Consider the following 25,467-nt stretch of genomic DNA (forward strand, 5'->3'; position numbering starts at 1 on the left):
TAGTGCGAGCGGTCTCGACAGGGGGTCCATAGCTCAGTCGGTAGAGCAACTGACTTTTAATCAGTAGGTCGCTGGTTCGAACCCAGCTGGACTCACCATTTTTTCACAGTCGTATCAGTGAGTTACCGAACTCACTCCACGAGGTAGAGCCGCGGAGGCCCTGCCCTGTGTCCATTTTTGGGTCCACCCGCCTCAATCTTCTCAGACACTTGGCTCGGCGCTTTTGTGTCCTTGAAAATCAGCTGGTCGGCGTAGGGCTGCAAATGCTTCACCGACATATGCGCATAACGGCGCACCATCACCTCAGATTTCCAGCCGCCCAGGCTCATGAAACTCTCCTATATGAAAACGTTGCTGGGAACGTTCCCGTTATCGTTTCGAATCGGCTCTGGTGTCAAGGTGGATTTTGCGGCAAAGTGCAAAGCGGGCTGCCGGAACGGTGAAGAGAGCAAGCGATATCAAGGCGGAATGGCAGGAATGAGCAGGGATTTGGAAGGGCGCGGTGGCCGGGTCACGCTGCACGATGTTGCCGCGGCGGCGGGCGTGTCGAAATCGACGGTGTCACGCATTCTCGATGAACGGCTGCCCCAGTCTGACAACGACACCGCGCGCCGGGTGCGGCAGGTGGCGGCCGATCTTGGCTATATCCGTGATATTTCCGCCTCGAGCCTCCGGCGGGGCAAGACGATGGCGATCGGCGTGATCGTCCCGCGTCTGACCGATACGGTCATGGCGATGCTGTACGAAGCGATCGCCAAGGCCTGCGCAAAGAGCGGGCGGATCGCGCTCGTCGCGACGACCGACGACAATATCGATGCCGATGAGCGGGCAGCTGAGACCCTGATCCAGCGTGGGGTCGATGGCCTGATCCTGGCCACGGCGCGCACCGGTGACGATCTGCCCGACAAGCTCGAAAAGCGGGGTGTGCCGCATGTCCTGGCGTTGCGCACGGATGGCCACAGCCCGTCAGCGATCGGCGATGATCGACTTGGGGGCTATCTCGCGACCCGGCATCTCATCGATCTTGGACATCAGCGGATCGCCATCATCGCCGGTCCCTCCTTTGCTTCAAGCAGCCGGGAGCGATTGGCTGGCTACAAACAGGCGTTGGAAGAAGCATCGATCGCCCTCGATCCATCGCTCATCATGGAATCCAGCTTCAGCATCGAGGCTGGGGCAGAAGCGGCTGAAGCAATCATGGCTCTGGATCAGCGCCCCACCGCCATATTTGCAGTGAACGACAATACCGCCATCGGCGCACTCTCGAAGCTCACCAATATGGGGATCACGGTGCCCGGCGACATCTCGCTCGTTGGCTACAATGATATCCCGATCGTCAGCCATCTGCCGACGCCGCTCACGACGATGCGGGTCCCGTTTGATCAGATCGCGGCAGCGGCGCTTGAGCTACTGGATACGCCACCAGCGGCAGGCAATTCGGCCACAATGCTCGTGGCGCCAACGCTGATTCCGCGCCGGTCGTCCGGACGGCTCGCAGAATAGCTGCCCGTCTGGGAGGGGGAATCTAGATTTGTGGCCTGAACAGCAACAATGGGTCGTACCCTATATGACGCGCGGCAGAATCTCGTGAACAAGCATAATTGCCCAGACGAAATATACCTTTACTCATGAAGATCATTGGCCTCTACTCAGTGAAGAGTTGGAGGGGGTGGAAATGCACCAAGCACGGCGTCTGCTTCTTGGCGCTGGGCTTGCGGCCGCAGCTGCGCCGTAACTGGCCAGCACCGGTCGCCCCAATCAACAGTTTCCAACATTACGGCCGGACAAGGCGCCCCCTCCTGCCAGCTTTGCCAGCGAATGGGCGTCTCTGACGGCCATTGTCTCTCGACCTCCGCCCTGCCCCACGACCGCTTGGGCATTGCGATAGCGCTGTTGCTCCCCATTTCACGGCAGTTCCCGCTGCCCTGCGCAAGCTCATTCACGCAATCATGGATCCAATATCAATACCGCTCCACCAGAAGCCGCGAGGCTGATGGATATGCTACCGTCAGCAGGGCGGCTCGTTTGCACGATATCCCTCGGCCGCTCACCATCCTGCCACATCGTCATTCTGAATGAGGATCCAAGCTTGCCGATCGGCAGTTCGACATGACGCGCCTGGCTGTTGTTGAGTATGCCGACATACCAGCGCCTGCCCTTTCGCCGGGCGATAGCGACATAATCCCCCACATCCCCCGCAAGGAAGCGGGTCTCGTCCCAGCTGGTGGGTAGCATACGGATGACATCAAGTCCTGCAGGGCTGGCAGCATAGCTGTCGGGACTGTCGGACACACAGGCGAAAGGACTTTCATAGACCACATAAAGTGCAAGCCCATGAGCACGGGTCGTCTGGACGAAGGGCAGATCGTTACGGATTGCGAAGTCGGCCGGCGCGACATTGTTGAAGCCCCCCGGCGTATAGTCCATCGGGCCCAGCAAGCCGCGCGTATAGGCGAGCATCACATTGTGATCGGCGGTGATCCGCCGGCTCCATTTATTATATTCCGCGCCCATCACCCCTTCCTGGGTCAGGAAATTGGGATAGGTGCGCGTCAGCCCGCGCGGCACATAGGCACCGTGCAGATTGACCATCAGCTTGTGGCGCGCCGCAACTTCCAGCAGGCGATGATACCAGGCGACCATCGCCTGATCGTCGCGGTCCATGAAGTCGACCTTGATGCCGGCAATGCCCATACGCGCATATTGGGCGAGCGCCGCTTCCATATCCGCGTCCAGCGCCCGCCAGTTGAACCAGAGCCAGAGGCGCACCCCCTTCCGGCCAGCATAATCGATGAGGCCGGGCAAATCGATGTCCGGTGTCCAGTGCATAACATCAGCACCGGGGCGCACGTCGCCGCCACCACCCGCGCCCTGATACCAGCCCTCGTCGATCAGGCTGTATGGGAGGCCATTGGCAGCGGCGAAATCAATATAGGCCTTGGCCGTGGCGGTGTTGGTGCCGGCTTTGTCGACCCCCTTCAGGCTGGGGCCGTTCCACCAGTCCCAGGCCGACAGGCCCGGCCTGATCCAGTCGGTCTGCGCCACTCGCGACGGTTCGGCGAGGCTGGTGACCAGCGTAGAGGCGGCCAGGTCCCCCGCCCGGTCCGCCAGCATGACGAGCCGCCAGGGACTGGCGAGCGGCGCCCCCACCTTGCCACGGACCGCGACCCTCGGATCGTCGAGCGCCGGTGACAGGCGCGCCGCAAAGCCCGGGCCGCCATCGCCGCGCCCGGTCAGATAAAGGCCGGCATAGTCGCTCAGCCCAGCTTCAGTGATGGCCAGTGCCTTGCCGCCACTTTCGCACAGCATCGGGAGGTCGAACAGATTGTGCGGTCTTACTTTGGCGGGTTCGACCGGCTCATATTCGCCCTCATGGCTCTTGCCGAACGATCCGATGTTGAAACCCCAGCAACGGCTGTCGGCCGCGACGCGAAATTCGGTCCGCTCCTCACGGATGACCGACACGGCAATCTGCGGCTGAACCGGCAGGATGGTGCGAAAGGCCACACCATCATCATAGGCACGCAGTTCCACCGTCAGCGCGCGGTTCGCGCCATCCTTTTGTGTCAGCTCCACGCGCAGCGCGCGATAGCGATCGGCGGCGGAAGCCGCCTTGCCCGCGACGATGGGATAGCGATCCTCCCCGGACGACGCCTGACTGGCCGTCAGCGCCAGATTGGTCGCCAAGGGGCCGTCGTCCAATGTCAGCCCCAGCGGCGAGGGGTCGACCAGGCGGTGCCCATCCCGATCCACCGACCAGAGCGGCTGCCCCTGCGCATCCAGAGTGAGGCTGATCCGGTTATGCCCGTCGGGCGACGCAACGACCCGCGACTGGGCGGCGGCCGGCAGTGCATAGCCCAGTGTGAACAAGGGTAGTGCCAGCAAAGGCAACGCCCGACGTCCCCGCATCACAACGCCCCTTCTACGGCAGCCAGGACCATAGCATCGGCGGACAGGCACAGGGATGCCGGGCTGTCGAGATAGAGGCATTCGCCCACGCCCGCGCTGTCGCCGTCGGCCGTGGCGAAGCCGGCCAGCGGGATGATCCAGACCGGCTGCTGCCCCAGTCGTGCGCGCAGCCCGTCGGCATCGGTCGCCCGCAGCACGGTGAAGATCGGGCAGCGAGCCAGTATGCGCTCGACCGCCCCCCCCTGTGACGCCCGCACCGCCTGGGCCATGTCATAGGGCAAGGCGCGCGACACCGCTGTGCCATCCGCCAGATGCAGTTCGCGCGGGCGACCATAATCATAGAGGCGATAGGTCACGTCGACATTCTGCTGAATTTCGACCAGCATGATCCCCGCTCCCACCGCATGGACGGTGCCGGCGGGAATGAAGAAGAAGTCGCCCGGTGCGACCGGATGCCATATCATTTCCCGTTCGATCGATCCATCCAGCGCGGCGTCACGCAATTGCTGCGGATCGAGTGGCCGCCGCACGCCGATGCCAAGCGTCGCGCCGGGCTGTGCATCGATGATGTACCAGCATTCACTCTTGCCGCCGGCCAGTCCCCGCGCCCGCGCCTGCACATCATCGGGATGAACCTGGACCGACAGGCGCTCGCTGGTGAAGAGATATTTGACCAGCAACGGCAGATGCGCGCCATCGGGCGGCGTGAACCAGAGTTCACCGATCGGGTCTTTCAGGTTCGCTGGCACCGCCGCCCAGTCCGGCAGGTCATGGCGCCCCCAAGGCTTTTCGACAAAATTCGCGACGAGCTTCATGCAATCATCCTTGTTTCAAAGCTGCTGGGCGGCAAGGACCGGAGCGATCAGACGCTCCATCAACTCATAGCCCGCCTCGGTGGGGTGGACGCCGTCTTTCGCCAGCCCCGGCTTCATGCCGCCGGAGCCGTCATCCAGGACGGCATGATAGTCGATCCAGGTCGCACCGCCCTGCTCCGCATGACTTTTGAGCCAGCGATTGAGCGAGGCGATTGGCGTGCGCGTGTCCAGGCCTGGCCGCCAGGGAAAGCTGGCCGCTGGCGGAATCGCGCTCAGCAGCACCTGCACATCGTGCGCGCGGGCAAGCGTTGTCATGGCGGCCAGATTGTCCCGGCTCATCGCTTGGGTCATGGGCCCGCTATTGCCAGCAATGTCGTTGGTCCCGGCCATGATATGCACCGCGCGCGGCTTCAGCGCGATGACATCCGCCATCATCCGCAACAGCATCTGCGGCGTGGTCTGCCCGCTAATGCCGCGATTGACCCGGCCGGGCGTGAAGAAGGCCGGTCGCTTGTCCTTCCACCCTTGAGTGATGCTGTCGCCGATGAAGACGATACCGGTTTGCGTACCGCTGTCGATCAGCACGCGATTGTCGGCGGCGTAGCGATCCAGCCAGGCGAAATCGCTGTGCAGCCGCCTTTCTGCGTCATTTTCCACCCGACAATCCTGCGCCATGGCCGGCATCGCCGTCCCCAGCGGCAGCGCCGCCGCCATGCCCATGATTGCGCGCCGCGTGATTTCACCCGTCATATCCGATCCATCCAATCGCACGGAATTGCCGCCAGCGATGTCTCGGGCGTAACGCCGCGCGCATCGAAGGTCACATGGCGGCGGCCTGGCGCATAGCGGGGCCACGCGGGCTTGTCGGCCGGCGCGGGCACGCCGCTGTAGGCAAAGGCCAGCCAATAATCCTGCATCGAGAGTGCCAAGCCTATCGGCTGGTCTGCCATTACATAGTCTATATCAGCGCCATGGAAGCTGCGCCCACCATCGGGTGCCAGATCGAATTCATAGCGCCATACCGGCCAGCCGGATTCCGCCAGAAGATCAGCCAAGCGACCCGAAGGACAGCGAAAGAGAATGTCGGTCGCGATCCGCAGGTCTCGATCGCCCAGCCGCGGGTCGGGGGTGGGATCAGGTTCGTCGAGCCGATAGAAGGCGCGCGCCTTGCCGGCATGGGCGCCAAAAGCGGCATCGACATTGGCGTCGCGATGGGCGCGACCGCCGGGCAAGCCGAACTCGGCACGATTGGACCCGATGATGACCGGTCGCGCCGGCCCCTGCCGTAACAGACTGCGCGGATCATCCGGCAGCACGGCGCCGTCGATAGTCGGCCGCAGCCACAGGAAATCATCACTTTCCAGTCGCTCGTCATGCAGGCGCAGGTCCGCTGCCAGCACGGCGGCCGACGATGCCCCACGCAGCAGCCCGGCATTGCCGCCACTGCCAAGCAGCGCGTCAAGCTGATCGCCGATGCGCAAGGCGCGATCGAGCGGACGGGTGGGCAATCCGAAATTGGGGGTTCCGCTTTGCAGGATGGCACGGGCGAATAGCCGGCGGGCCGTAGGCGCTGCCAGCAGCAGGCCGACATCCTGGGCGCCGGCGGATTCGCCGAAAATGGTGACATTGGCGGGATCGCCACCGAAACGCGCAATATTGTCCTGTACCCAGCGCAGCGCTACAATCTGGTCCATCAGCCCATAATTGCCGCTGGCGCCATGCGCTTCCGCCGACAGAGCACGATGGCTCAGAAAGCCGAAAATACCTAGCCGATACTGGATTGCGACCAGCACGATGCCGCGTAGCGCCAGCGCCGCCTTGACCGTGTCGCCTGCCGATCCGGCCCGGTTGCTGCCACCATGGATCCAGACCATGACCGGACGATGTCCAGCCAGCCCGGGGGTCGCCACGTCCAGCGTCAGGCAATCCTCGCTCCCCGCGACATGATCGCTTCGGTTCCAGCCATAATCATTCTGCAGGCATGCCGGCACCCGCGTGGTGGCCATGCGCACGCCGCGCCAGGGCGTGACCGGCTGCGGCGCCCGCCAGCGCAATGCCCCCACCGGCGCAGCGGCAAAGGGGATGCCGCGAAACAGCAGCGGATCATCCGATGCGCCTGCGATCCCCTCGATCACGCCGCCGGTCACCGCCACCTGCGGCGGCGCGGCCGCCGCCAGCAACAGCGGCGCAAGGAAGAGGGCTAAATGCCGCTTCATCTCACTGCCCGGCGGCGACGCTCTGCGGCACGACATTCCATCCGCGCAGGGTGACGGACGGGACACCGCTCTGGCTGGCGGGATAACGGATGGTGACGCTGCGCTTTTCTCCCGGCAACAGCGCGACATAATTGTCGCTATAATAGGCCGGCAGGATGCGGGTGCCCCGCGCATCGAGCAGGGTCAGCTTGGCATTGAGCACCGGCACCGCCGCGTCATTGGCCAGGGTGACGGTCAGCATCTGCTCGCCATCCACCTGTGCAGGCACGCCGACCTGCATGCCGAGCCGCACCTGTTGCAGCCCGTCGAGCGCGCGATAGGCCGCCTCATCCTTGCCGCGCCAATAGAAATTCTCCGACAGCAATTTGCCTGCCTTGTCGGTCAGACGCAGCGACACCAGCAGCATCGGATCGCTGGCGAACAGCCGTTCAAGCGGGACGGCCGCCAGTTCCACACGCTGGTTGGCGGGCAGGTCCAGCCGGTCGCTACGGCTGAACAGCGTGCGGTTGTCAAGGCTGACCACCTTCACGCTGGCGGTGAGGCCGGGCAGTGCATTGCGCGTGGTGTTGAGCGCGATCAGTTCATTGCCCGGCAGGTTGAGCTGGACGTGAACCGGCTCGACCGCCTTCTTCGCCCCATAATAGGCGCCATGGGTGTCATAATCCCAGCTATGGATCTGCCAGGCGTTCGACGGCCAGGCCGGATGGGTCATCCACAGAAGCCGACCGCTATTCTTGGTCCAGAGATGGCCCAGAAAGCCCTCATACATGGCCTTGTGGGTTTCGAGGTTCATCATCTGCGCCTTGCGCTCGAAATCCTCGAAACTGGTTGCCGGGCCGAACATGTTCGCCAGCGTCGACATGAAGGTCTTCGTGTCGCCATTCCCGCTGAAATGCCAGTCATGATAGGCAAGCGTGTCACTGAGCGGCCAGAGGTCGGCCTGGGGCACGGACGCCGCAACCGATTCCAGCGTGGACAGGGATGGCGTGCCGGTCTCGACCGAAAAGCCGGAGGCGAGATCGGTAAAATAGCCCTCGGGCGCGCGATAATTATAGGGACCAGAACCCTGCAGATTTACCGTGTTGGAACTGCCGGTGAACCAGCGCGTGCCGTCCAGTTCGAACACCAGATCGTCAAGCTTCTCGTTCAGCAGCGGATAAGGCACGCCTTCGTTGCGACCGAACCACAGGATGATGGAGGGATGGTTGCGATAGCGACTGACCGTGTCGCGGGCATTGGCCAGGAACAGTTGCGGATCTTGCGGCTCGACCTGGAAATTCTGGGTCGACTGCCAGAAGTCATTGAGCACCATCATGCCATATTCGTCGGCCAGATCGTAAAATTCCGGCTCCGTATTGGTACCCATCCAGTTGCGGATGATGTTCATATGCGCTTCTTTTTCGAGGCGGAAATAGGGCTCCAATCGGTCGCGCGAGATGCGCTTCATGGCATCGTCCATGCCCCAATTGCCGCCTCGCGCCGCGATCTTCACGCCATTGACCCGGATGGTGAGATGCGGTTCGGGCAATGTATCGGCAGCGCCCAGCGCGGTGACAGCGGGGGAAGCCTCGCCCGCCGCAGTCAGCGATTCCGCCCAGCCCTTCGGGCTCTGCTTGATCGCTTCATGCCGGACATCGATCAGCTTCTGGCCCGCCAGCCCGCCATTGGTGGTCTGCACATTGACGCGGCGCAGCGCGCCCTTCGCATCGAACAGCGAGAGGTCGTAGCTGACTTCGCGGATGCCGAAACGGGTCGATCGATGGTCCGACGCGGCGCCATCGACGCTGGCCGTCAGATCCAGTCTGTGAAGCGCCGGATCGCCATAGCCATTGGGCCACCAGAGACGGGGATTGCGGACCCGCAGCGCCGCAAACTCGGTGGGGGCAAAGCGCACTTCGCCTGCGCCCGGGGCCAGATCGATCGCCTTTTCCACGACCACATCGTCGAACGCCGCCCGGACGGTGACGCGGCGACTGGCTGTGCCGTCATTACGCAACGGCACGGTGATGAAGATGTCGGCACTGTCGGTGCGTGGTAGCGGCAGATCGGTCACGACATGCGGATCGAGTATGCGGACTTCGCCATGCGCCTGCAATTCAACGCCCTGCCACAGACCGGTATTGCGATCGCGAATACCCGGAATCCAGTCCCAGCCCTCGGTCGCGACAAAGGTCGGCCCGTCGATCGCGAGCTGGCCGCCATTTTCGCCGACGCCCGCCTTGATCGACTGCTCGTGTGGAATGCCGGGATGAGGCGGTGGCGACACACGGACCGCCACGACATTTTCGCCCGGAACAGCTGTGAAAGCGAACTGCCCGCGCGTGAAGGCGCCGATCGTCGCGCCCAGACGCTGGCCATTGGCCCAGGCCTCGCCCGCATAATTAATGCCGTTGAAGAGGATGGTGAGCTTCTTGCCTGCCACGTCGGCCGGCAGGATGAAGCGAGTGCGATACCAATAATCCTGTCGTGCCAGGCTTTCCGGAATCGCCATATTGTTGAGGCCATAATAGGGGTCGGGATAGACGCCCCGGTCCACCAATGTCGTCAGGACCGTGCCCGGCACGGTCGCGACGCGCCATTCCCCCGACGGATTGCCCGGAAGCGACAACGCCGCGCCATCCTGCTTTACGCCGGGAGCCGCCGCCAGTTGCCAGCCATTGACGCGCCAGCGATCGGACGCGACCGCTTCCAGGGCCGGCGCATCGGACGCGGGCTTGGCGACCGGGCTGGAATAGCCGCCCCTGCCCTGCGGCAGGGTCCAGGCATCCTGCTGTTTCCACAGGCCGGTATTGGCGCGGCTCTGCCATTCCCATCCCGCCCCGACATGCCAGAACTGGATGAGATCGAAAACCGGCCGCGCAGCCGCAGCGGCGGCGACCTGCGCATCGGTCAGCGGTTCGGTCGCAACCCCCGCCCCGGCCAGTGCGCCGCCAAAATGCGCGGCGTCTGCCTGGGCAGGCGCGACATGAATCTGGGGCGCGAAAGGGGGGATTTGGGTCGCACCGCGCGCTACCGCGCGGCCACCGACATAGAGTATCGTCTGGCCATTATCGATCGTCGCACTGACATGCGTCCACCGGTCGGCGACCAGAACCTGCGGTGCCGCCAGCACAGTGCCTGCCATCTTCACCGCCGGTCGGCCATCGCGGAGCAGCAATTGCGGCCCCTGCCCGGCCAGCGCGCCGAGCTGGAGCAGGGCAATGTCGCCCTTCGCGATGCGATCCGGCCGGACCCAGGCGGTCAGGCTGAGCGGCGCGCCCGCCGTCGCCAGGGCCGATCCCGGCGCGATCGCGCGGTCGATGCCGATGCCGCCTTCCAGAAAGATCGCATTGAAGGTCGCGCCCGATCCATAAGGCGCCGCGGCGCTATCCCCCTGCTGAGCGATCGCCATGCCGCTCAGCGCAATGAGGGACGATCCCAGCAGAGCCTGAATGATTGCGCGCATGAAATCCTCTCCCCGTTCTTCGTCAAAATCCGGTCCGGTCTTGGCCAGCTTCCCTTTGCGTTCTGCAATGAACTGATTTAATAAGTCAAATTGAAATATTCATTTGGAGGGTGATGATGGACAGGCAAGCGGGTGCCATGCCCGTGCGTTTTGCGGCTTCGGCCGGCCTTGCCGGGCTATTGTTCGGTTTTGACACGGCCGTCATTTCCGGCGCCACCGATTCGCTGCGGACAGCCTTTGCCCTGTCACCGACAGGCCTGGGCCTTGCCGTTTCCGCCGCCCTGTGGGGGACGCTGGTGGGGGCTACCTGTTCCGGGCGCCCCGGCGATCGCTGGGGCAGCCGCACTCTGCTGATCTGGATCGCGGCGGCCTACCTCCTCTCCGCCCTTGCCTCCGCCATGGCCCCCAGCTTCTGGTCCTTTTCCCTCGCCCGTTTCATCGGAGGCCTCGCAATAGGCGGCTCCTCCGTACTGGCGCCGGTCTACATATCGGAAATCAGCCCGGCCCGGCGACGCGGCCTGCTGGTTGGCCTTTTCCAGTTCAATATCGTGGCCGGGATCCTGCTCGCCTATCTCAGCAATTTCCTGATCGCCATGCAGTTTCCTGAAGCGATCGCCTGGCGCTGGAAACTGGCAGCTGCCGCCCTGCCATCACTGTTGTTCCTGATCCTGATGTTCGACCTGCCAGCCAGCCCGCGCTGGCTGGCCAGCAAGGGCCTTATGGTCCAGGCTCGGCTGGCGGCAAAGCGACTGGGCATGGACAGCGGCGACTGGCCCGATGTCACGCCGCCCTCGCCTGGCGCGCGCCTCAACTGGCATCAGCATGCCCGGCCGATCCTGCTGGCGCTGGCAATCGCAGCTTTCAACCAGTTGTCGGGGATCAATGCGATCCTTTATTATATCAATGATATATTTGCAGCGGCCGGGTTCAGCCGCCTGTCCGCCGACATGCAGGCAGTGGCCATCGGGCTCGCCAATCTTGGCGCCACCCTGTTTGCCATGGCGATCATCGATTCGGTCGGACGACGACCGCTGCTGCTCATTGGCGCAGCCGGCACCTGCCTGGCGCTGAGCGGCGTTGCCGCCATTTATGCCACCGGCAGCGGGGCCGTGTTGCTGCTGCCACTGCTGATCCTTTTCATTGTCAGTTTCGCCGTCTCGCAGGGGGCAGTGATCTGGGTCTATCTCTCCGAAATATTTCCCACCCCGGTCCGCGCCCGTGGGCAGGCCCTGGGCAGCGCCACCCATTGGGTACTCAACGCACTCATTTCCTTCGCCTTCCCCGTCATCGCCGCGTGGAGCCATGCCTGGCCATTTGCGATCTTCGCTGCTGCGACGGCTGCGCAGCTGCTTGTGGTCTGGTTCTTCTTTCCCGAAACCCGTGGCGTCGCGCTGGAGGATATTGACCTTGCAACAGGCCTGTCACGCACTCCGCACCCTCATTAAGGAAAGTGATTTAATGTTCCCGCCTTGCCACATGGCGGCATCCGCCCGTAGCGAAACAGGAAAGGCCCGTCGTCGACGCGCCAGGGATTAGGATGTCGGCCGTTTGCGCGCCGCAGGATGGATGGACAAGATGCCACAAAATAAGATCCGGCTTTCAGGAACCAATCTGGAACGGGCCGCCGACCATAATCAGCGGGTTACCTTGCATGCCATCCGCGTGAAAGGGCCGCTGACCCGCGTCGATCTCGCCCATATCACTGGCCTGACCCCGCCCGCGATCGCCAACATCACGAAAAAGCTGCTCAGCGAGGGGCTGATCGAGGAAGCCGGCCAGAAGCGTGGCGGCCGGGGGCAGCCGGCCACCAAGCTGGTGATCAACAAGACCGCCTGCTATGCCATCGGCGTCAATATCGACCGCGACCATGTCACCATCGTGCTGGTGGACTTTGCCGGCCAGACCCTGGCGCGGGTCTCGCGGGAAATCCCCTTTCCATCGCCCGAGGATGTCCAGTCCCTCTATCTCCGCTCGATCGACAATCTGATCCAGGAAGCCGGCATCGATGCCAGCGCACTGGTTGGCATCGGCGTGGCCAAGCCCGACGACATGGGACTGGTTGACCTGCCCGGCCGTCCAAGAGATTATGACCGGTGGGAAGACACCGACATCGCCGCCCTGTTCGAACGGCCGATCGCGCTGCCGATCTTCATCGAAAATGATGCCGCCGCCGCCGCGACCGGCGAGTTGCAACTGGGCCATGGGCAGAAGCATCCCAGCTTCTTCTACATCCTCATCACCTCGGGCCTGGGCGGCAGCCTGGTGCTCGACAGCACCTATTTCCCCGGCGCTGATGGCCGCAGCGGCGAAATCGGCTTTCTGATGGTCGATGACGGAGCGGGTGGACGCGACCAGTTGCAGAATATCGTGTCGCTGTCCGGTCTGACGGTCGAACTGGCCAGCGCCGGCATGACGCTGGGCGACCTGTTTTCGCACCGCGCATCCGATCCGGCATTGACAGCCATTGTCGAACGGTGGATCGATCGATCGGTCGAGCGGCTGGTCGATCCGTTGATCGCAGTCAACTGCCTCCTCAATCCCGGCACGATCCTGATCGGCGGCCGCCTCCCCGGCCCCTGGGTCGATCAGATCGCCCTGCGCCTCAATCGGCAATTGCGCCAGCGGGCGCCCCATGTCCCGGTCCTGGCACCGGTCAGCCGTGCCTTCCTGGCCGAAGACGCGCCGGCCGTGGGCGCCGCGATCCTGCCTTTCAGCCATTTTCATCTGCCCAAGCCGACCGCACTCTGGACCACCGATGTGGTGGAGGGCGCGGCCACATAGCAAGGGCACAACAAGCCCGGAGAGACGAATGCAACCGCCTGAACGCGGCACGACCAGTGCCTTTCTATCTGTCACCACCCTGTTTTTCGCCTGGGGTGCGATCACATCGCTGATCGACCCGCTGGTCGCCGCGGTGAAGGGGATATTCAATCTTTCCGACCTGATGGCGCAGCTGAGCACCTCCGCATTCTTCATCGCCTATGGCCTAGTGTCGCTGCCCGCCGCCGGACTAGTGCGCCGGCTGGGGCCGGCCAATGCGATCCTCTCTGCCCTTGCGATGATGATCATCGGCTGCCTCACCATGCTGAGCGCAGCGAATATGGCCATTTACGCGCTGGTCCTTGCCGGCCTGTTCATCTTGGCCAGCGGCATCACCATCCTTCAGGTCTCGGCCAATCCGCTGGCCGCAGCCTTGGGCGCGCCGGAGCGCAGCCATCTGCGCCTGACGCTGAGCCAGGCATTCAACTCCTTTGGCACCTTTCTCGGCCCGATCCTGGGCGCCCATCTCTTCCTTAATGGGCTGGAAGTAAAGCAGGGCGCCACCGTCACCCCAGAAGCCCGTGCCGATGCCCTCGCTGGAATCGACACCGCTTATTTCTGGATCTGCGGCCTGATCGGCCTGTTACTTGCCTATTTCCTTTTTCGGCGTCGCCTGATCCAGCAGGTGCTGGTGAGCCGCGCAACGGCGGCAAACGAATGCGTCGGGGGCGGCGGCTTGCTGCGCGACGCACTGTCATCGCCCTGGACACTGGTCGGCGGGCTCGCGATATTCCTCTATGTCGGGGCCGAAGTCGCCATCGGATCGCAAATGGCGCTGTTCCTCAATTCCGACGCTGTCTGGGGGCGATCCGACTTGCCCTTCACCATGCCGCTGATCGGCGCGATCATGGGCGATGACGGACAGGCCGGCGTGTCGCTGCAGGAAGCTGGCAAGGCCGTCGCCCTTTACTGGGGCGGCGCAATGATCGGCCGGCTTGGCGGGACCGCCCTGCTGATGCGGATCAGCGCAGCCCGACTACTCGCCTTCGCGGCGGGCATCGCGATGGCCTTGTGCCTGTATGTCGCGCAGATCGGTGGCGTCAGCGCAGGCTTCGCCGCCCTTTCGATCGGCCTGTTCAATTCGGTGATGTTTCCGTTGATCTTCACCCTCACACTGGAACGCTCCAGTGCCAGCGCCGAGGCTACGTCCGGTTTCCTGTGCATGGCGATAGTCGGCGGCGCTGCAATCCCGCCGCTGGTCGGCCTGGTGTCGGGCATCCATGGCTATGGCCCGGCGATGATCGTGCCGGCCGTCTGCTACGCCCTGTTACTGCTGTTCGCGCTGGTCGCTGGCGCCCGTCCAGGTCAGGCTGCGCACCGGGTCAGCCTGGCCGCGGGGCACTGACGTAAGAAAAGCCCGGCACCAGTGGTCCCGGGCTGTTTCTCCAAGCAGCAAGGAAGTCAGGCTGGTTCGGGAATGCCCAGCAGCGACAGTCCCATGGCGATCGGCCCCAGCGGGCCAGCCCGATCGCCCAGACCCGCCAATTGCAGGAAAGGCTTGTCCCCTGCCAGCGTGACATAACCCGCCAGGCTGTCGCGCAGCATGGCCTCGGTGCGGGACAGAAGGTGCGGCTGCCCCTTGATCACGCCCCCGCCGAACAGGATACGACGCGGCCCGCTGGCCAGCACCATGACATGGCACATCTGCGCCAAAGCATAGGAGACGCTTTCCCACATTGGGTCTTCCGCCGGAACGGCCGAGACATGTTCGGTCTGCTTGCGCGCCTTGAGCGCCGGGCCGGCTGCCAGCCCCTCCACGCAATCGCCATGATAGGGACAACTGCCCGGCCAGTCGTCCCCGCGCAGGCGTGGCACGCGCACATGGCCCAGTTCGCAATGGCCCAGCCCCCGCGTGGGAAGCCCGTTCACGATCAGCCCGACACCGACGCCAGTGCCCACCGTCACATAGGCATAGTCGCTCAGGCCGCGCGCACCGCCCCAGCAACCTTCCGCGATTGCCGCACCATTGACATCGGTATCGAATGTCATCGGAACGGGAAAGGGCGCGGCCAGCCGCCGTGCGACATCGACATCGCACCAGCCGGGCTTGGGCGTTGAGGTGATAAAGCCGAAGCTGGGAGATTGCGGGGTCAGATCGACCGGACCGAAGGACGCGATGCCCAATGCAGCAAAGCGATGCCCATTCCACCAACGATGCAGGCAGATTTCCAGCGCCCCCAGTGTTTCGTCGGGCGTCGTGGTGGGAAATTGCGCCTGATCGACGATCTCGCCCCGGCCATTCGCCAGTGTCGCGATGCATTTGGTACCACCAAGCTCGACCCCGGCGATCAGCAGATCTTTCATGAACATTCTCTCTTCCGGCCCAAGGCCCTGCCTAAGATATTATGCGTTCGACGCCAGCCTCCCGGCGTGGCTTGATGCAAGATGGGTTCGCCGACCCGCGTGCAGTCGGGCCGACGAACCCAGGGGAGAGCGCTTCAGACCTCAAAGGCCTACACCGTCCCTACCCCAAGGCGTTGAAGGGCCACCTCTGTTTGCCATTTCTGAGCAGCCAAAGGCCGCCTTTGATGACAACAGGAGTCCAACATTCGCGATGCGGATCACCCTTTGAAACCCGATGATAGATGGAATTTACCGGACGCATATCCGCACCCCCTCCATCGTCACGATATTAAATATATTTGTTTTATTATTTGCCAGCATCCCGTCTCCCGGTCAATGGCGAAGCGAGGATTTTTCGCGGGCGCGGCCCTCGCCTCGCCAATCAGTCGGCGTCGATGAAGCAGGTGATGGTCAGTCGGCCTGTCGCAGGACATGCACTCAGTCCCTCCGGCAAACGCAACATGGCTGAATGCAGCATGTTTCCGCGATAGAGGATCATCCGGTTGAAACGGGCGGAGCTGACAGCAATCCGCTCATAGATAGCCGTCGACTCATCGATATATGAAGGCTTTGGTCGCCCAAAACGCTCCAGGTCAGAGCGAAGTGCCGCGAAATATGACAGCTCCCGCTCCGGACCGATTGATTCGTAGCCAGTCGACCGGTGGCGGAAAAAACCCGTCCCACCAAGATCGTCAAACCCCAGGTGAATGAGGACAGCGAACTGGCTGTCGCTGGTACCGTCATAATGCGGAATTCTCTGCGGCGGCCTCAGTTGGGCTGGTGCTGTCACGGTCAGCGCAAAGCTCGCATTTTTGATATTCAGTCCGCGTCGACAGCCAAAATGCTCCGCCAGCACCGGCCATGACAACCGCTCTACTTCTGCCGCTACCCCCTGCGGCAAAGGGGCACGCACACCTGGATAAAAAGGCGAATCGACCGCGAAACATGCCACGGAGGCCATTGCGCGCACGCGCTGCGGATCAGACAGCGCGTCATCAAGGCTGACGAGCAATGCCCGCTCCTGCCCGATATGACTGGTCACAGGCGCGCCGCGCTCTTTCCTCACCCGTCCCTCTCCTTGTGCGCGATGTCAGGCACCCACCTCGCTGGAGCGATATCAACTTGACACCGGCACCAAGGCAGGCCTAAAACGATTAAGCAAATCAAATATATTTAAGTAGACCGGCACACAAGCCAATTTGCGCAAATGCGATGGCCGCCAGGAGGCGCCCACATCAAGGGGAGGATTGCTCATGAAATCCATGATATTTCTGACGCGTGCGCTGCTGCTGGGCAGCGCGCCCATATCGGCGTTCGTGCTGGCCGGTGCTGCCCAGGCACAGGAAGTGGCCCCGGAGGCCACGACCGGCGACATCGTCGTCACCGGCGTTCGCGCTGCCCAGGAAAAAGGCATTGATCTCAAGCGTCGCTCGGCAGAAATCGTCGACGCCATCGTCGCGGAAGATATCGGCAAACTGCCTGACGTGACCATCGCCGACTCATTGCAGCGAGTTCCCGGGGTCCAGATTTCGCGCACCGCGGGCGAAGGTGGCCGCGTCGTCATTCGCGGCGCGCCGCAGGTGCTGGGGACGCTTAATGGCGAACGCTTCATCAATGCCGAAACGATCGTCAACAGCGAAGCGAATTTCACTGACATCCCCGCCAGCCTCGTCAATGGCGTGGTCGTCTACAAGTCGCAAAATGCCAGCCTGACCGATGGCGGCGTCGGCGGCGTGGTCGATCTCCAGACCATTCGCGGCCTGACCCTCAAGGACGGTCTGACCGCCAACATCCGTGGCGAACTGGGCTTTGGCAGCATGGTCGGCGGCGTCGACAAGAAGATCGACGGGCTGATCGGCTACAAGCCGACCGATGATATCGGCATGTCGCTGGGCTTTTCCTATGGCAAGAGCCGCCTCGCCAGTTCCTTCCAGTCGGTCGAACTCGACCTAGTCGACGAATATTCCACCTGGTTCACGCCCAACAGCGTGGACCTGAACGGCGATGGCGATCTGGCCGACGATTTCCTGATCCCCAATGGCTGGAACACCTATGTCAATTCGCGCGAGACCAATCGCGAACGTTTTGGCCTCGCCTATAATTTCAACGCCCGCCTGAACGACCAGTTGGAACTGGTCGCCGACGTGCTCTACAACAGCATGGACGAGAAGGCCTTTGGCCAGCAATTGTTCGTCAACGGCAATTTCGGTGGCCGCTCATCCCTGCCTGCTTATTCGCAGGCGACCGGCCTGCCTTCGGTCCTGTCATCGGTCGATATCAGCGACCTGACCGAATATCGGCATAATCTGGTCACCTCCTTCAACGGGCTCACCAATGGTCTGCGCGCCGGCGTCCAGTCCAACCTGCGCAAGACCGAAGCGATCAACACCAACCTGCAGCTGCGCTTCAAGAATGATGATGGCTTCAGCGGCAGCGTCCGCTGGGTCTATGGCCATGGTACGCGCGATTCTCGCGACATGACGGTCGCCCAGCAGACCAGTTCTGCCCAGATCGCGCAGACAGAAGGCGGCGAGGCGGTCAATATCAATCCGGGCTCGATCCCCGAAACGCTTAGCTATCCCTTCTCGATCGGCATGGGCAAGAATGCGCTCTACTACAATATCGGGGACGAGCTTGCTTCGCTCGCCTCCGATCCGGCGGCCTGGTATGTCCATTCATCCTGGCTGGAGCGGACCAAGACCAAGTCTACCCAGAATATCCTGCGGGGGGACGGCAAATGGGAAAATGAGGATGACACCCTCTCGCTCTCGTTCGGTGCGCGCTATTCGAACCGCGACATGGATGTTGTGCGCGAGGATTATTTCTCGCCCTCCGGTTTCGGAAACGGCGTACTGACCAAATATGGCGAAGCGGGCTATGCCATCGGCAAGTTCATCGGCGGCACTGGTTCGGCTCTTACCTATGACCCGCTGCCTGTCTATGGTCTCGACAGCAGCACGCTGACCTCCTACGTCAAGAATGTCTCCGACTTCGGCCCCGTCGGCGGCCTGAATGTGACGCTGCCCCTGATCAACGCCAAGGCGCTGACCGATCCGGAAGCATTCCGCGACATGCTCTATGGTGAGGGGCAGTATATCGTGGCGCCCGATCGCACCTATGGCGTCAAGGAGAAGCAGCTCTCCGCCTATATGCAGGTCAATTTCAAGGGAGACCTATCCGACACGATCGCGATGAGCGGCAATGTCGGCGTGCGCGTAGTCAATACCAAGCTCAATGTCCGGCAGAATATCGTGCAGAGCGGCCTGCTGAACCCCGACATCATCGTCGGCGTCGACCCCAACCACTCCGCCTATGTCGATCTTGGCGACCGGAACACCAAGACCAGCCGAACCAAGGCGCTGCCCAGCATCAATTTCAACGTCGATGTCGGATCGAAGCTTCGCCTGAAGGCCGCCTATTATGAGACACAGGCGCTTCAGCCACTGGAGAACCTCGGCCGAAGCGAGATCACCTTCTACAATACCGAACAGATTGGCGAGGATTTCCAGCGCGTCAGCAGCGTACAGCGGCTTGGCAATCCCGAGCTCGACCCCTGGTTCGCCCGGTCCGGCAGCATCGCAGCCGAATGGTATCCCAATGGCAATACCATCCTGTCACTGGGTGCCTTCAAGACCCAGATCGAAAGCTATACCTATCAGAATCAGTCGAGCATCATGGTGCCGGACAGCGACGGCGTCATTCGTAACGGCGCAACCCTGCTGACCATCGCGCAGGGCAAGGGGGCCAGCTATTATGGCGTCGAGTTCGGCTATCAGCAGAGCTTCACCTTCCTGCCAAGCTTCCTCAAATATCTGGGCACGTCGATCACCTACACCTTCTCGCCCAGCCAGGCTGGTCGCGACGCGGCCACAGGTGAAAAACTGATCCTGGCAGATGGTTCGGACGCGCCGTTCAACGACACTGCAAAGCATCAGGTGAATGCCGTGCTCTGGTATCAGGACAGCAAGTTCCAGGCCCGTATCGCTGCCAACTATCTGAGCAAACTATATCAGGGCACCTATGGCCATTGGTCGTTCACACCGACCACGGGCACGGCCGGTGTCGCCAATTGGCAGCGGCCGACCCTCTATCTGGACTTCGGCGCATCCTATGATGTGAACGAGAATCTCCAGATCTTCGTCAATGGTTCGAACCTGACTGAAGAGGCGCCGGTGAACTATGCATTCAACAAGGCCTTCAAGCATACCTATAACCAGTTCGAACGGGTCATCACGGCCGGTTTCCGTGCCAAATTCTAAGGCTCTCCATCCCTTACCCTCCTACTGAGAGCCTTCTTCTCTCGCCTTTCGAGACCAAGATTCTCGAAAGGCGAGAGATTTTTTTAGCGCCGCACGCAGCCGGTGGCGGCCAAGCTGTTCCAAAAGGAGTGCCTCATGCGCATCATCACCGATGAGTTCAGCGATATCGACCTTGCCGCTGGCGGCACAATGCGAATGCACATCACCCGCCCCTCCGCGCCTGGCCGCTATCCGGCTCTCCTCCTCTTCTCAGAAATTTATCAGGTCACCGGACCGATCCGGCGACTGGCAGCGAGCATCGCCGGGCATGGCTTCCTGGTGGGAGCGCCTGACGTCTATCACGAATATCTGGCTCCGGGTCTGGCTCTGCCCTATTCGTCCGAGGGGACAGCACGCGGCAATGATCTCAAGATCGAAAAATCGGTCGACGCCTATGACCGAGACGCTCTTTGCGCGATCGATTTCCTCACCAGTCATCAGCTCTCTACCGGCAGCATCGGCACGATCGGCCTGTGCCTGGGCGGGCATCTTGCGTTGCGCGCGGCGTTCGATCATCGCGTGGGTGCCACTGCCTGTTTCTATCCCACAGACGTGCATAGTGGCACGCTGGGCGCGGGCCGCGCCGACGACACATTGGCGCGCCTGGATGATCTCAAGGCCCAGGCACTCTTCATCTGGGGACGGCAGGATCCTCATATTCCTTTCGCCGGCCGCGAACGGATCCGTTCGCGGCTGGAAGAGGTTGGCGCCAACTATGAATGGCAGGAATATAACGCTGAGCATGCCTTCATGCGGGATGAGGGGCCGCGATATGATCCCTTTCTTGCACGCCAAACGCTGTCTGCAGCCCTGAACCTCTTTCGACAAGCGTTGTAGGCGCAAAAGCAGACTATGAGGTCGCGAAAGGCTATGAATGTTGATTTCCACTGAGAAGTGACCCGGGTAGGGCGTAAATTTCCACTAAGAATTGACCCATGTTGAACTCGTCCCTGGCTTTGGCAAGCGAGGGTATATGGAGTGTTGGACATGGCGTTATTGAGCGTTATCCGGCGCTGGCATTTTCGCGATCATCTACCGATCCGGGAGATAGCGCGGCGCACCGGACTATCACGCAACACGATCCGCAAATATTTGCGGTCCGAGACGATCGATCCGCGATTCAAGGTGCCTGATCGACCAAGCAAACTGGATCCATTTGCTGAGCATCTGGCGGCCTGGCTGCGGCGCGAGATGGGCCGATCGCGCAAGCAGAAGCGCACGATCAAGCAGTTTCACGCCGATCTGGTGAGCCTGGGTTATGAAGGATCCTACAACCGGGTTGCCGCTTTTGCTCGGGACTGGCGCGAAGATTATCGGCGCCAGCAACAGATTGGCGGGCGTGGGACATTCGTGCCCCTGTCGTTCGCGCCGGGGGAAGCTTTCCAGTTTGATTGGAGTGAGGACTGGGCAATCATTGCCGGGGTTCGGACCAAGCTGCAGGTCGCGCACTTCAAGCTCAGTTACAGCCGGGCATTCATCGTGCGCGCCTACCTTCTGCAAACCCATGAGATGCTGTTCGACGCCCATAATCACGCCTTCCGCGTGCTGGGCGGCGTGCCGCGCCGGGGTATCTATGACAATATGCGCACGGCCGTCGACAAGGTCGGGCGTGGCAAGGAACGCACCGTCAACGCACGCTTTCTGACGATGGTCAGCCACTATCTGTTCGAAGCCGAGTTCTGTAACCCGGCTGCGGGATGGGAAAAGGGGCAGGTCGAGAAGAATGTCCAGGATGCGCGGCACCGTCTGTGGCAACCCACGCCGCAGGCCGAGAGCCTTGATGCGCTGAACCTGTGGCTGGAGGAGCGCTGCAAGGCGTTATGGGAGGACATCTCTCACGGGATCGAACCCGGGTCGGTTGCCAATGCCTGGGCCGATGAATCTGAGTGTCTGATGGTTGCGGGCAGGCCCTTCGATGGTTTTGTGGAATATCGCAAACGGGTATCGCCGACCTGCCTCATCCACTTTGAGCGCAATCGCTACAGCGTACCGGCCTCTTTCGCCAATCGCACTGTCAGCCTGCGCGTCTATCCTGATCGCTTCCAGGTCGTCGCCGAGGGGCAGCCAATCTGCGCACATCAGCGCATCATCAACCGCTCTCACGACGGTCCAGGTCATACGGTTTATGACTGGCGCCATTATCTGGCGGTCGTGCAGCGCAAACCCGGCGCCCTGCGCAACGGAGCGCCCTTCCTTGAGCTACCCGATGCGTTCCAGCGTCTGCAGCGACATCTGTTGCGCAATCCCGGCGGCGACAGGGAAATGGTCGAAATACTGGCGCTGGTTCTTCATCATGATGAGCAACTGGTGCTGACGGCGGTCACCATGGCGCTGGAGGCTGGCGTTCCGACCAAGACCCATATCCTCAATCTGCTCTATAGGCTGGTCGACGGAAAACCGATCTCCACGCCGCCGGTGACGGCGCCCCAGGCGCTCAAACTGGTCAGCGAGCCGATGGCCAATGTCGAACGCTATGATGATCTGCGCAAGGAGAAGCGTCATGCGTCATGACCCTGCCAGCGGCGCCATCGTCGTCATGCTCCGCAGCCTCAAGATGCATGGCATGGCGCAGGCCGTCACCGATCTCATGGAACAGGGATCTCCAGCCTTCGAAGCCGCCATCCCGATCCTCTCCCAGTTGCTCAAAGCCGAGACAGCAGAACGGGAGGTTCGGTCTGTGGCCTATCAGCTCAAGATCGCGCGCTTCCCTGTCTATCGCGATCTGGCCGGCTTCGACTTTACCAGTAGCGAGGTCAATGAAGCTCTAGTGCGTCAGTTGCATCGCTGCGACTTCATCGACATCGCCGACAATATCGTGCTGGTCGGCGGTCCTGGCACCGGCAAGAGCCATGTGGCAACGGCGCTGGGCATCCAGGCCATCGAACATCATCGAAAGCGCGTCCGCTTCTTCTCGACGGTCGAACTGGTCAATGCGCTCGAGCAGGAAAAAGCACAGGGCAAGGCCGGTCAGATCGCCAATCGCCTCCTGCACTCCGATCTCGTTATCCTGGATGAGCTTGGATATCTGCCGTTCAGTGCTTCAGGTGGCGCGCTGCTCTTCCATCTACTGAGCAAACTCTACGAGCGCACCAGCGTCATCATCACCACAAACCTGAGCTTCAGCGAATGGGCCACCGTGTTCGGCGACGCCAAAATGACCACGGCGCTTCTCGATCGGCTTACCCATCACTGCCACATCCTGGAGACCGGCAACGATAGCTTCCGCTTCAAAAACAGCTCTGCCAAGCAGGCCAGAACCCAAAGGAGAAAACCACGGGTTGACCCACCCATGACACCCGAAACATAATCCGCAGACGGGTCACTTCTCGATGGAAAACCCGGGTCACTTCTCAGTGGAAATCAACACCCAAATGGCCTTGGGGTTCCCGAAGCACCCGATTTTGGTAGCTGGGGCGGTCGCTATGGCAGACTTGGCGCCGGACAGAGCATCTGGACAGATGTGTCGGATACAGCGCTTGGTCAGGATGGGCGCCAGCATAGCCAAGCGCAGGCAAGCATCTGGCGGTGGCGCGATGCCTATCAGGGCGATTTCGCTGCACGCATGCAATGGACTCTCGCCCCGCAATATAAGGCAGCAAATCATGCTCCGATCATTCGCATCGAAAAAGATCACGGCCTTGTGCCGGTGGAGCGGGAATTGGTTGCCGGACAGCAACTCAGGCTCAATCTGTCAGGAACGCGCGATCCGGATGGAGATGCTGTCAACCTTTAATGCTGGCAATATAAGGAACCGAGCACGACATCGGTCAGCACGGCGAGAGTTCCAACGCTCTCGATCGAGAAATGCACCGATCGGGAAATCGTCCTGACAGCACCTGCGGTCAAGATGCCGACCCTGCTCCATCTGATCGTCGAAGCCCGCGATGATGCGCAATTGACCATGCGCAGCTATCGCCGGGTCATAGTGCGGGTTTCGCCTGAATAAATGGGGATTGTGATGCTCAGGAGGCAGACCTGATTATAGTGAGTGGGGGCCGGCAGACCCAGGGACTGCCGGCCCTCCCACCTTTGTCAGATGCTGCCAACCGAGCTTCCTTCACTGACCGCCCCGATCACCGCAATTTCCTTGAGCGGAATGCCGGCATCGGCCAGCTGCACCGGGTCGAGATGGGCGGCCGAGAGCACATGGGCGCGGCCCTGGACATAGTCCTTGACCGCATTGACGCAGTCGAGCGCGATCACCTTGCCGCCCTTCAGATAGACCACCGAGAAGCTGCGGGTGGCGGGGTCGCCGCGCAGCACCGTCTGGTCGAAGCCGGTCGAGAGGCCCACGGTCTGGAGCTTGAGATCATATTGGTTCGACCAGAACCAGGGGACGGCGTCATAGGCCTCTTCCTTGCCGAGGATATGGGCGACGGCGGTCTTGGCCTGGTCATTGGCGTTCTGGACGGATTCGAGGCGCATCTGCGCGCCGCCGGCAAAACGGTTGGCATGGGCTGCGCAATCGCCCACGGCATAGATGTCGGGCAGCGAGGTGCGGCAATATTCGTCGACGTCGACGCCATTGCCCCCCGCGGCGCCCGCCGCGATCAGCGGGCCGGTTTCGGGCACGATGCCGATGCCTACGATCACCATGTCGGTTTCGATCCGCTCGCCATCCTGCATCAGCACCGCGGTGGCCCGGCCATCCTCGACCGCGATACAGTCCATCTTCGCGCCGGTGCGCAGGTCGACGCCATGGGCGCGATGCTCCGCCTCGTAGAAGCGCGAGAGATCCTCGCCCGCGACGCGGGCCAGCACCCGGTCGAGCGCTTCGAGCAGCACCACGGTCTTGCCGAACTTGGACAGGACGGCGGCGGCCTCCAGCCCAATATAGCCGCCGCCGATGATGGTGACATGGCTGACGCTGTCGATCTTCGCCATCATCGCGTCGACATCGTCGCGGCGGCGCACGGCATGGACATTGGCGGCTTCGGCGCCGCTGCAGGTCAGCATCCGGGGGCTGCCGCCGGTACACCAGATCAGCTTGTCATAGCCGATTTCCTCGTCGCCGACGGTGACGAACTTGCCGGCCGGATCGACGCTCTTGACCCGGCGCCCCAGCAACATGTCGATCTTGCGCTCGTCCCAGAAGGCGGCGGGGCGGATCAGGATACGGTCGAAGCTCTTGTCGCCGGCGAAATATTCCTTGGACAAAGGCGGGCGCTCATAGGGCGGATCCTTCTCGTCGCCGATCATGCCGACCGAGCCTTCGAAGCCGTGTTGCCGCAGCGAGATCGCCGCCTGCGCGCCGGCATGGCCGGCCCCCACGATCAGAACGTCATAGCGAGTCATTCGCTCAATCCTCCGGCGCGATCACAACCTGGAGGCCCTCATGTTCGGCTCCGAGCGAGATCTGGCAAGACAGACGACTGGCATCTTCCCGCGCATCGCTACTGTCGAGCAGGTCATTTTCGTCTTCGCTCATCGGCGGCAGCGCATCCGATATCACATAGACATGGCAGGTGGCGCAGGAGCAACAGCCTCCGCACAAGGCCATCAGCTCGTCAAAGCCGTTTTCCCGCAGTGCCTCCATCAGAGAGAGGCCCTCATCGGCCTGAATGATCCTGCTCGAACCGGCACGATCGGTGACATGAATTGCGGGCACATGGCCTCCGTGA

The 25,467-nt window shown here is 62.1% G+C and carries 19 protein-coding genes, 1 tRNA gene and 1 pseudogene; 11 read left to right on the forward strand and 10 right to left on the reverse strand.

What is annotated here, in order from left to right; genetic code table 11:
* The first annotated feature begins 22 nt into the window (after positions 1 to 22).
* Positions 23 to 98, forward strand: a tRNA-Lys gene (locus HH800_RS13230).
* A gap of 33 nt (positions 99 to 131) precedes the next feature.
* Here HH800_RS13230 and HH800_RS28925 read toward each other — a convergent pair.
* Positions 132 to 329: a hypothetical protein gene (locus tag HH800_RS28925; RefSeq protein WP_206379168.1), complete on the reverse strand. Its 198-nt coding sequence runs from the start codon at positions 327 to 329 to the stop codon at positions 132 to 134.
* Between HH800_RS28925 and HH800_RS13240 the strand changes: the two genes are divergently transcribed.
* Positions 328 to 1,503 (forward strand): LacI family DNA-binding transcriptional regulator, encoded by a 1,176-nt coding sequence (locus HH800_RS13240; RefSeq protein ID WP_206379169.1) that lies wholly within the window; start codon positions 328 to 330, stop codon positions 1,501 to 1,503. The genes HH800_RS28925 and HH800_RS13240 overlap by 2 nt on opposite strands.
* Positions 1,504 to 1,947: 444 nt before the next feature.
* Here HH800_RS13240 and HH800_RS13245 read toward each other — a convergent pair whose 3' ends face one another.
* Genes HH800_RS13245 through HH800_RS13265 form a run of 5 tightly spaced genes read right to left on the reverse strand, consistent with a single transcriptional unit; the run spans position 1,948 to position 10,385 of the window.
* On the reverse strand, positions 1,948 to 3,909 hold the full coding sequence (locus tag HH800_RS13245; RefSeq protein WP_169861354.1) for a glycoside hydrolase family 97 protein: 1,962 nt from the start codon (positions 3,907 to 3,909) through the stop codon (positions 1,948 to 1,950).
* A complete protein-coding gene (locus tag HH800_RS13250) occupies positions 3,909 to 4,724 on the reverse strand; it encodes a class I mannose-6-phosphate isomerase (RefSeq protein ID WP_169861355.1) in 816 nt (271 codons plus the stop codon). The genes HH800_RS13245 and HH800_RS13250 overlap by 1 nt, the downstream gene beginning before the upstream one ends.
* A gap of 15 nt (positions 4,725 to 4,739) precedes the next feature.
* The gene (locus HH800_RS13255; RefSeq protein ID WP_169861356.1) at positions 4,740 to 5,474 is read right to left on the reverse strand and encodes a GDSL-type esterase/lipase family protein; all 735 of its coding nucleotides are present in this window, start codon (positions 5,472 to 5,474) and stop codon (positions 4,740 to 4,742) included.
* A complete protein-coding gene (locus HH800_RS13260; protein ID WP_169861357.1) occupies positions 5,471 to 6,940 on the reverse strand; it encodes a carboxylesterase/lipase family protein in 1,470 nt (489 codons plus the stop codon). The genes HH800_RS13255 and HH800_RS13260 overlap by 4 nt, the downstream gene beginning before the upstream one ends.
* Before the next feature lies 1 nt (position 6,941).
* Entirely contained in the window at positions 6,942 to 10,385 is a 3,444-nt protein-coding gene (locus HH800_RS13265; RefSeq protein WP_169861358.1) for a glycosyl hydrolase 2 galactose-binding domain-containing protein, read from the reverse strand.
* A 137-nt stretch (positions 10,386 to 10,522) separates the two neighbouring features.
* On the opposite strand from HH800_RS13265, the gene HH800_RS13270 reads away from it, so the two are divergent.
* The 3 genes from HH800_RS13270 to HH800_RS13280 all read left to right on the forward strand — a co-directional run bounded on the left by HH800_RS13270 (position 10,523) and on the right by HH800_RS13280 (position 14,550).
* A complete protein-coding gene (locus HH800_RS13270) occupies positions 10,523 to 11,830 on the forward strand; it encodes a sugar porter family MFS transporter (RefSeq protein WP_169861359.1) in 1,308 nt (435 codons plus the stop codon).
* Positions 11,831 to 11,960: 130 nt separating this feature from the next.
* Complete coding sequence (locus tag HH800_RS13275) at positions 11,961 to 13,166, forward strand: ROK family transcriptional regulator (protein ID WP_235681879.1); 1,206 nt, start codon at positions 11,961 to 11,963, stop codon at positions 13,164 to 13,166.
* A 28-nt stretch (positions 13,167 to 13,194) separates the two neighbouring features.
* Complete coding sequence (locus HH800_RS13280; RefSeq protein ID WP_169861361.1) at positions 13,195 to 14,550, forward strand: MFS transporter; 1,356 nt, start codon at positions 13,195 to 13,197, stop codon at positions 14,548 to 14,550.
* 56 nt (positions 14,551 to 14,606) lie between these two features.
* Here HH800_RS13280 and HH800_RS13285 read toward each other — a convergent pair whose 3' ends face one another.
* Together HH800_RS13285 and HH800_RS13290 are read right to left on the reverse strand one after the other, a co-directional pair.
* On the reverse strand, positions 14,607 to 15,509 hold the full coding sequence (locus HH800_RS13285) for an ROK family protein (RefSeq protein WP_169861362.1): 903 nt from the start codon (positions 15,507 to 15,509) through the stop codon (positions 14,607 to 14,609).
* Between the two features lie 421 nt (positions 15,510 to 15,930).
* Complete coding sequence (locus HH800_RS13290) at positions 15,931 to 16,614, reverse strand: DUF6445 family protein (protein ID WP_169861363.1); 684 nt, start codon at positions 16,612 to 16,614, stop codon at positions 15,931 to 15,933.
* 187 nt (positions 16,615 to 16,801) lie between these two features.
* Between HH800_RS13290 and HH800_RS13295 the strand changes: the two genes are divergently transcribed.
* The 6 genes and pseudogenes from HH800_RS13295 to HH800_RS29495 form a co-directional block, all read left to right on the forward strand.
* Positions 16,802 to 19,807, forward strand: a complete 3,006-nt coding sequence (locus HH800_RS13295; RefSeq protein WP_169861364.1) for a TonB-dependent receptor — start codon at positions 16,802 to 16,804, stop codon at positions 19,805 to 19,807.
* A gap of 102 nt (positions 19,808 to 19,909) precedes the next feature.
* Positions 19,910 to 20,683 carry a dienelactone hydrolase family protein gene (locus HH800_RS13300; protein WP_235681880.1) on the forward strand — a complete coding sequence of 258 codons (774 nt, stop codon included), beginning with the start codon at positions 19,910 to 19,912 and terminating at the stop codon, positions 20,681 to 20,683.
* A 150-nt stretch (positions 20,684 to 20,833) separates the two neighbouring features.
* Complete coding sequence (istA, locus tag HH800_RS13305; RefSeq protein ID WP_086485527.1) at positions 20,834 to 22,357, forward strand: IS21 family transposase; 1,524 nt, start codon at positions 20,834 to 20,836, stop codon at positions 22,355 to 22,357.
* Positions 22,347 to 23,153 (forward strand): IS21-like element helper ATPase IstB, encoded by an 807-nt coding sequence (gene istB, locus HH800_RS13310; protein ID WP_069338825.1) that lies wholly within the window; start codon positions 22,347 to 22,349, stop codon positions 23,151 to 23,153. The genes istA and istB overlap by 11 nt, the downstream gene beginning before the upstream one ends.
* Before the next feature lie 153 nt (positions 23,154 to 23,306).
* Positions 23,307 to 23,579: a hypothetical protein gene (locus HH800_RS13315; protein ID WP_169861365.1), complete on the forward strand. Its 273-nt coding sequence runs from the start codon at positions 23,307 to 23,309 to the stop codon at positions 23,577 to 23,579.
* A gap of 15 nt (positions 23,580 to 23,594) precedes the next feature.
* A pseudogene (locus HH800_RS29495) lies at positions 23,595 to 23,792 on the forward strand (hypothetical protein); the annotation flags it as partial.
* Positions 23,793 to 23,878: 86 nt separating this feature from the next.
* Here the strand turns inward: HH800_RS29495 and HH800_RS13320 are convergent.
* Together HH800_RS13320 and HH800_RS13325 are read right to left on the reverse strand one after the other, a co-directional pair.
* On the reverse strand, positions 23,879 to 25,141 hold the full coding sequence (locus tag HH800_RS13320) for an NAD(P)/FAD-dependent oxidoreductase (RefSeq protein WP_169861366.1): 1,263 nt from the start codon (positions 25,139 to 25,141) through the stop codon (positions 23,879 to 23,881).
* Positions 25,142 to 25,145: 4 nt separating this feature from the next.
* Positions 25,146 to 25,454 (reverse strand): 2Fe-2S iron-sulfur cluster-binding protein, encoded by a 309-nt coding sequence (locus HH800_RS13325; protein WP_169861367.1) that lies wholly within the window; start codon positions 25,452 to 25,454, stop codon positions 25,146 to 25,148.
* Positions 25,455 to 25,467 lie beyond the last annotated feature (13 nt).

Source organism: Sphingobium yanoikuyae, from assembly GCF_013001025.1.
Taxonomy (GTDB): Bacteria; Pseudomonadota; Alphaproteobacteria; order Sphingomonadales; family Sphingomonadaceae; genus Sphingobium; species Sphingobium yanoikuyae_A.

Bases quoted from the DNA above. Each gene is read 5' to 3' on its own strand.
- HH800_RS13255 (WP_169861356.1), bottom strand. From the start codon at position 5,474: ATGACGGGTGAAATCACGCGGCGCGCAATCATGGGCATGGCGGCGGCG.
- HH800_RS13265 (WP_169861358.1), bottom strand. From the start codon at position 10,385: ATGCGCGCAATCATTCAGGCTCTGCTGGGATCGTCCCTCATTGCGCTG.
- HH800_RS13295 (WP_169861364.1), top strand. From the start codon at position 16,802: ATGAAATCCATGATATTTCTGACGCGTGCGCTGCTGCTGGGCAGCGCG.
- HH800_RS13285 (WP_169861362.1), bottom strand. From the start codon at position 15,509: ATGAAAGATCTGCTGATCGCCGGGGTCGAGCTTGGTGGTACCAAATGC.
- HH800_RS28925 (WP_206379168.1), bottom strand. From the start codon at position 329: ATGAGCCTGGGCGGCTGGAAATCTGAGGTGATGGTGCGCCGTTATGCG.
- HH800_RS13240 (WP_206379169.1), top strand. From the start codon at position 328: ATGAAACTCTCCTATATGAAAACGTTGCTGGGAACGTTCCCGTTATCG.
- istA (WP_086485527.1), top strand. From the start codon at position 20,834: ATGGCGTTATTGAGCGTTATCCGGCGCTGGCATTTTCGCGATCATCTA.
- istB (WP_069338825.1), top strand. From the start codon at position 22,347: ATGCGTCATGACCCTGCCAGCGGCGCCATCGTCGTCATGCTCCGCAGC.
- HH800_RS13250 (WP_169861355.1), bottom strand. From the start codon at position 4,724: ATGAAGCTCGTCGCGAATTTTGTCGAAAAGCCTTGGGGGCGCCATGAC.
- HH800_RS13260 (WP_169861357.1), bottom strand. From the start codon at position 6,940: ATGAAGCGGCATTTAGCCCTCTTCCTTGCGCCGCTGTTGCTGGCGGCG.
- HH800_RS13270 (WP_169861359.1), top strand. From the start codon at position 10,523: ATGCCCGTGCGTTTTGCGGCTTCGGCCGGCCTTGCCGGGCTATTGTTC.
- HH800_RS13280 (WP_169861361.1), top strand. From the start codon at position 13,195: ATGCAACCGCCTGAACGCGGCACGACCAGTGCCTTTCTATCTGTCACC.
- HH800_RS13320 (WP_169861366.1), bottom strand. From the start codon at position 25,141: ATGACTCGCTATGACGTTCTGATCGTGGGGGCCGGCCATGCCGGCGCG.
- HH800_RS13245 (WP_169861354.1), bottom strand. From the start codon at position 3,909: ATGCGGGGACGTCGGGCGTTGCCTTTGCTGGCACTACCCTTGTTCACA.
- HH800_RS13275 (WP_235681879.1), top strand. From the start codon at position 11,961: ATGCCACAAAATAAGATCCGGCTTTCAGGAACCAATCTGGAACGGGCC.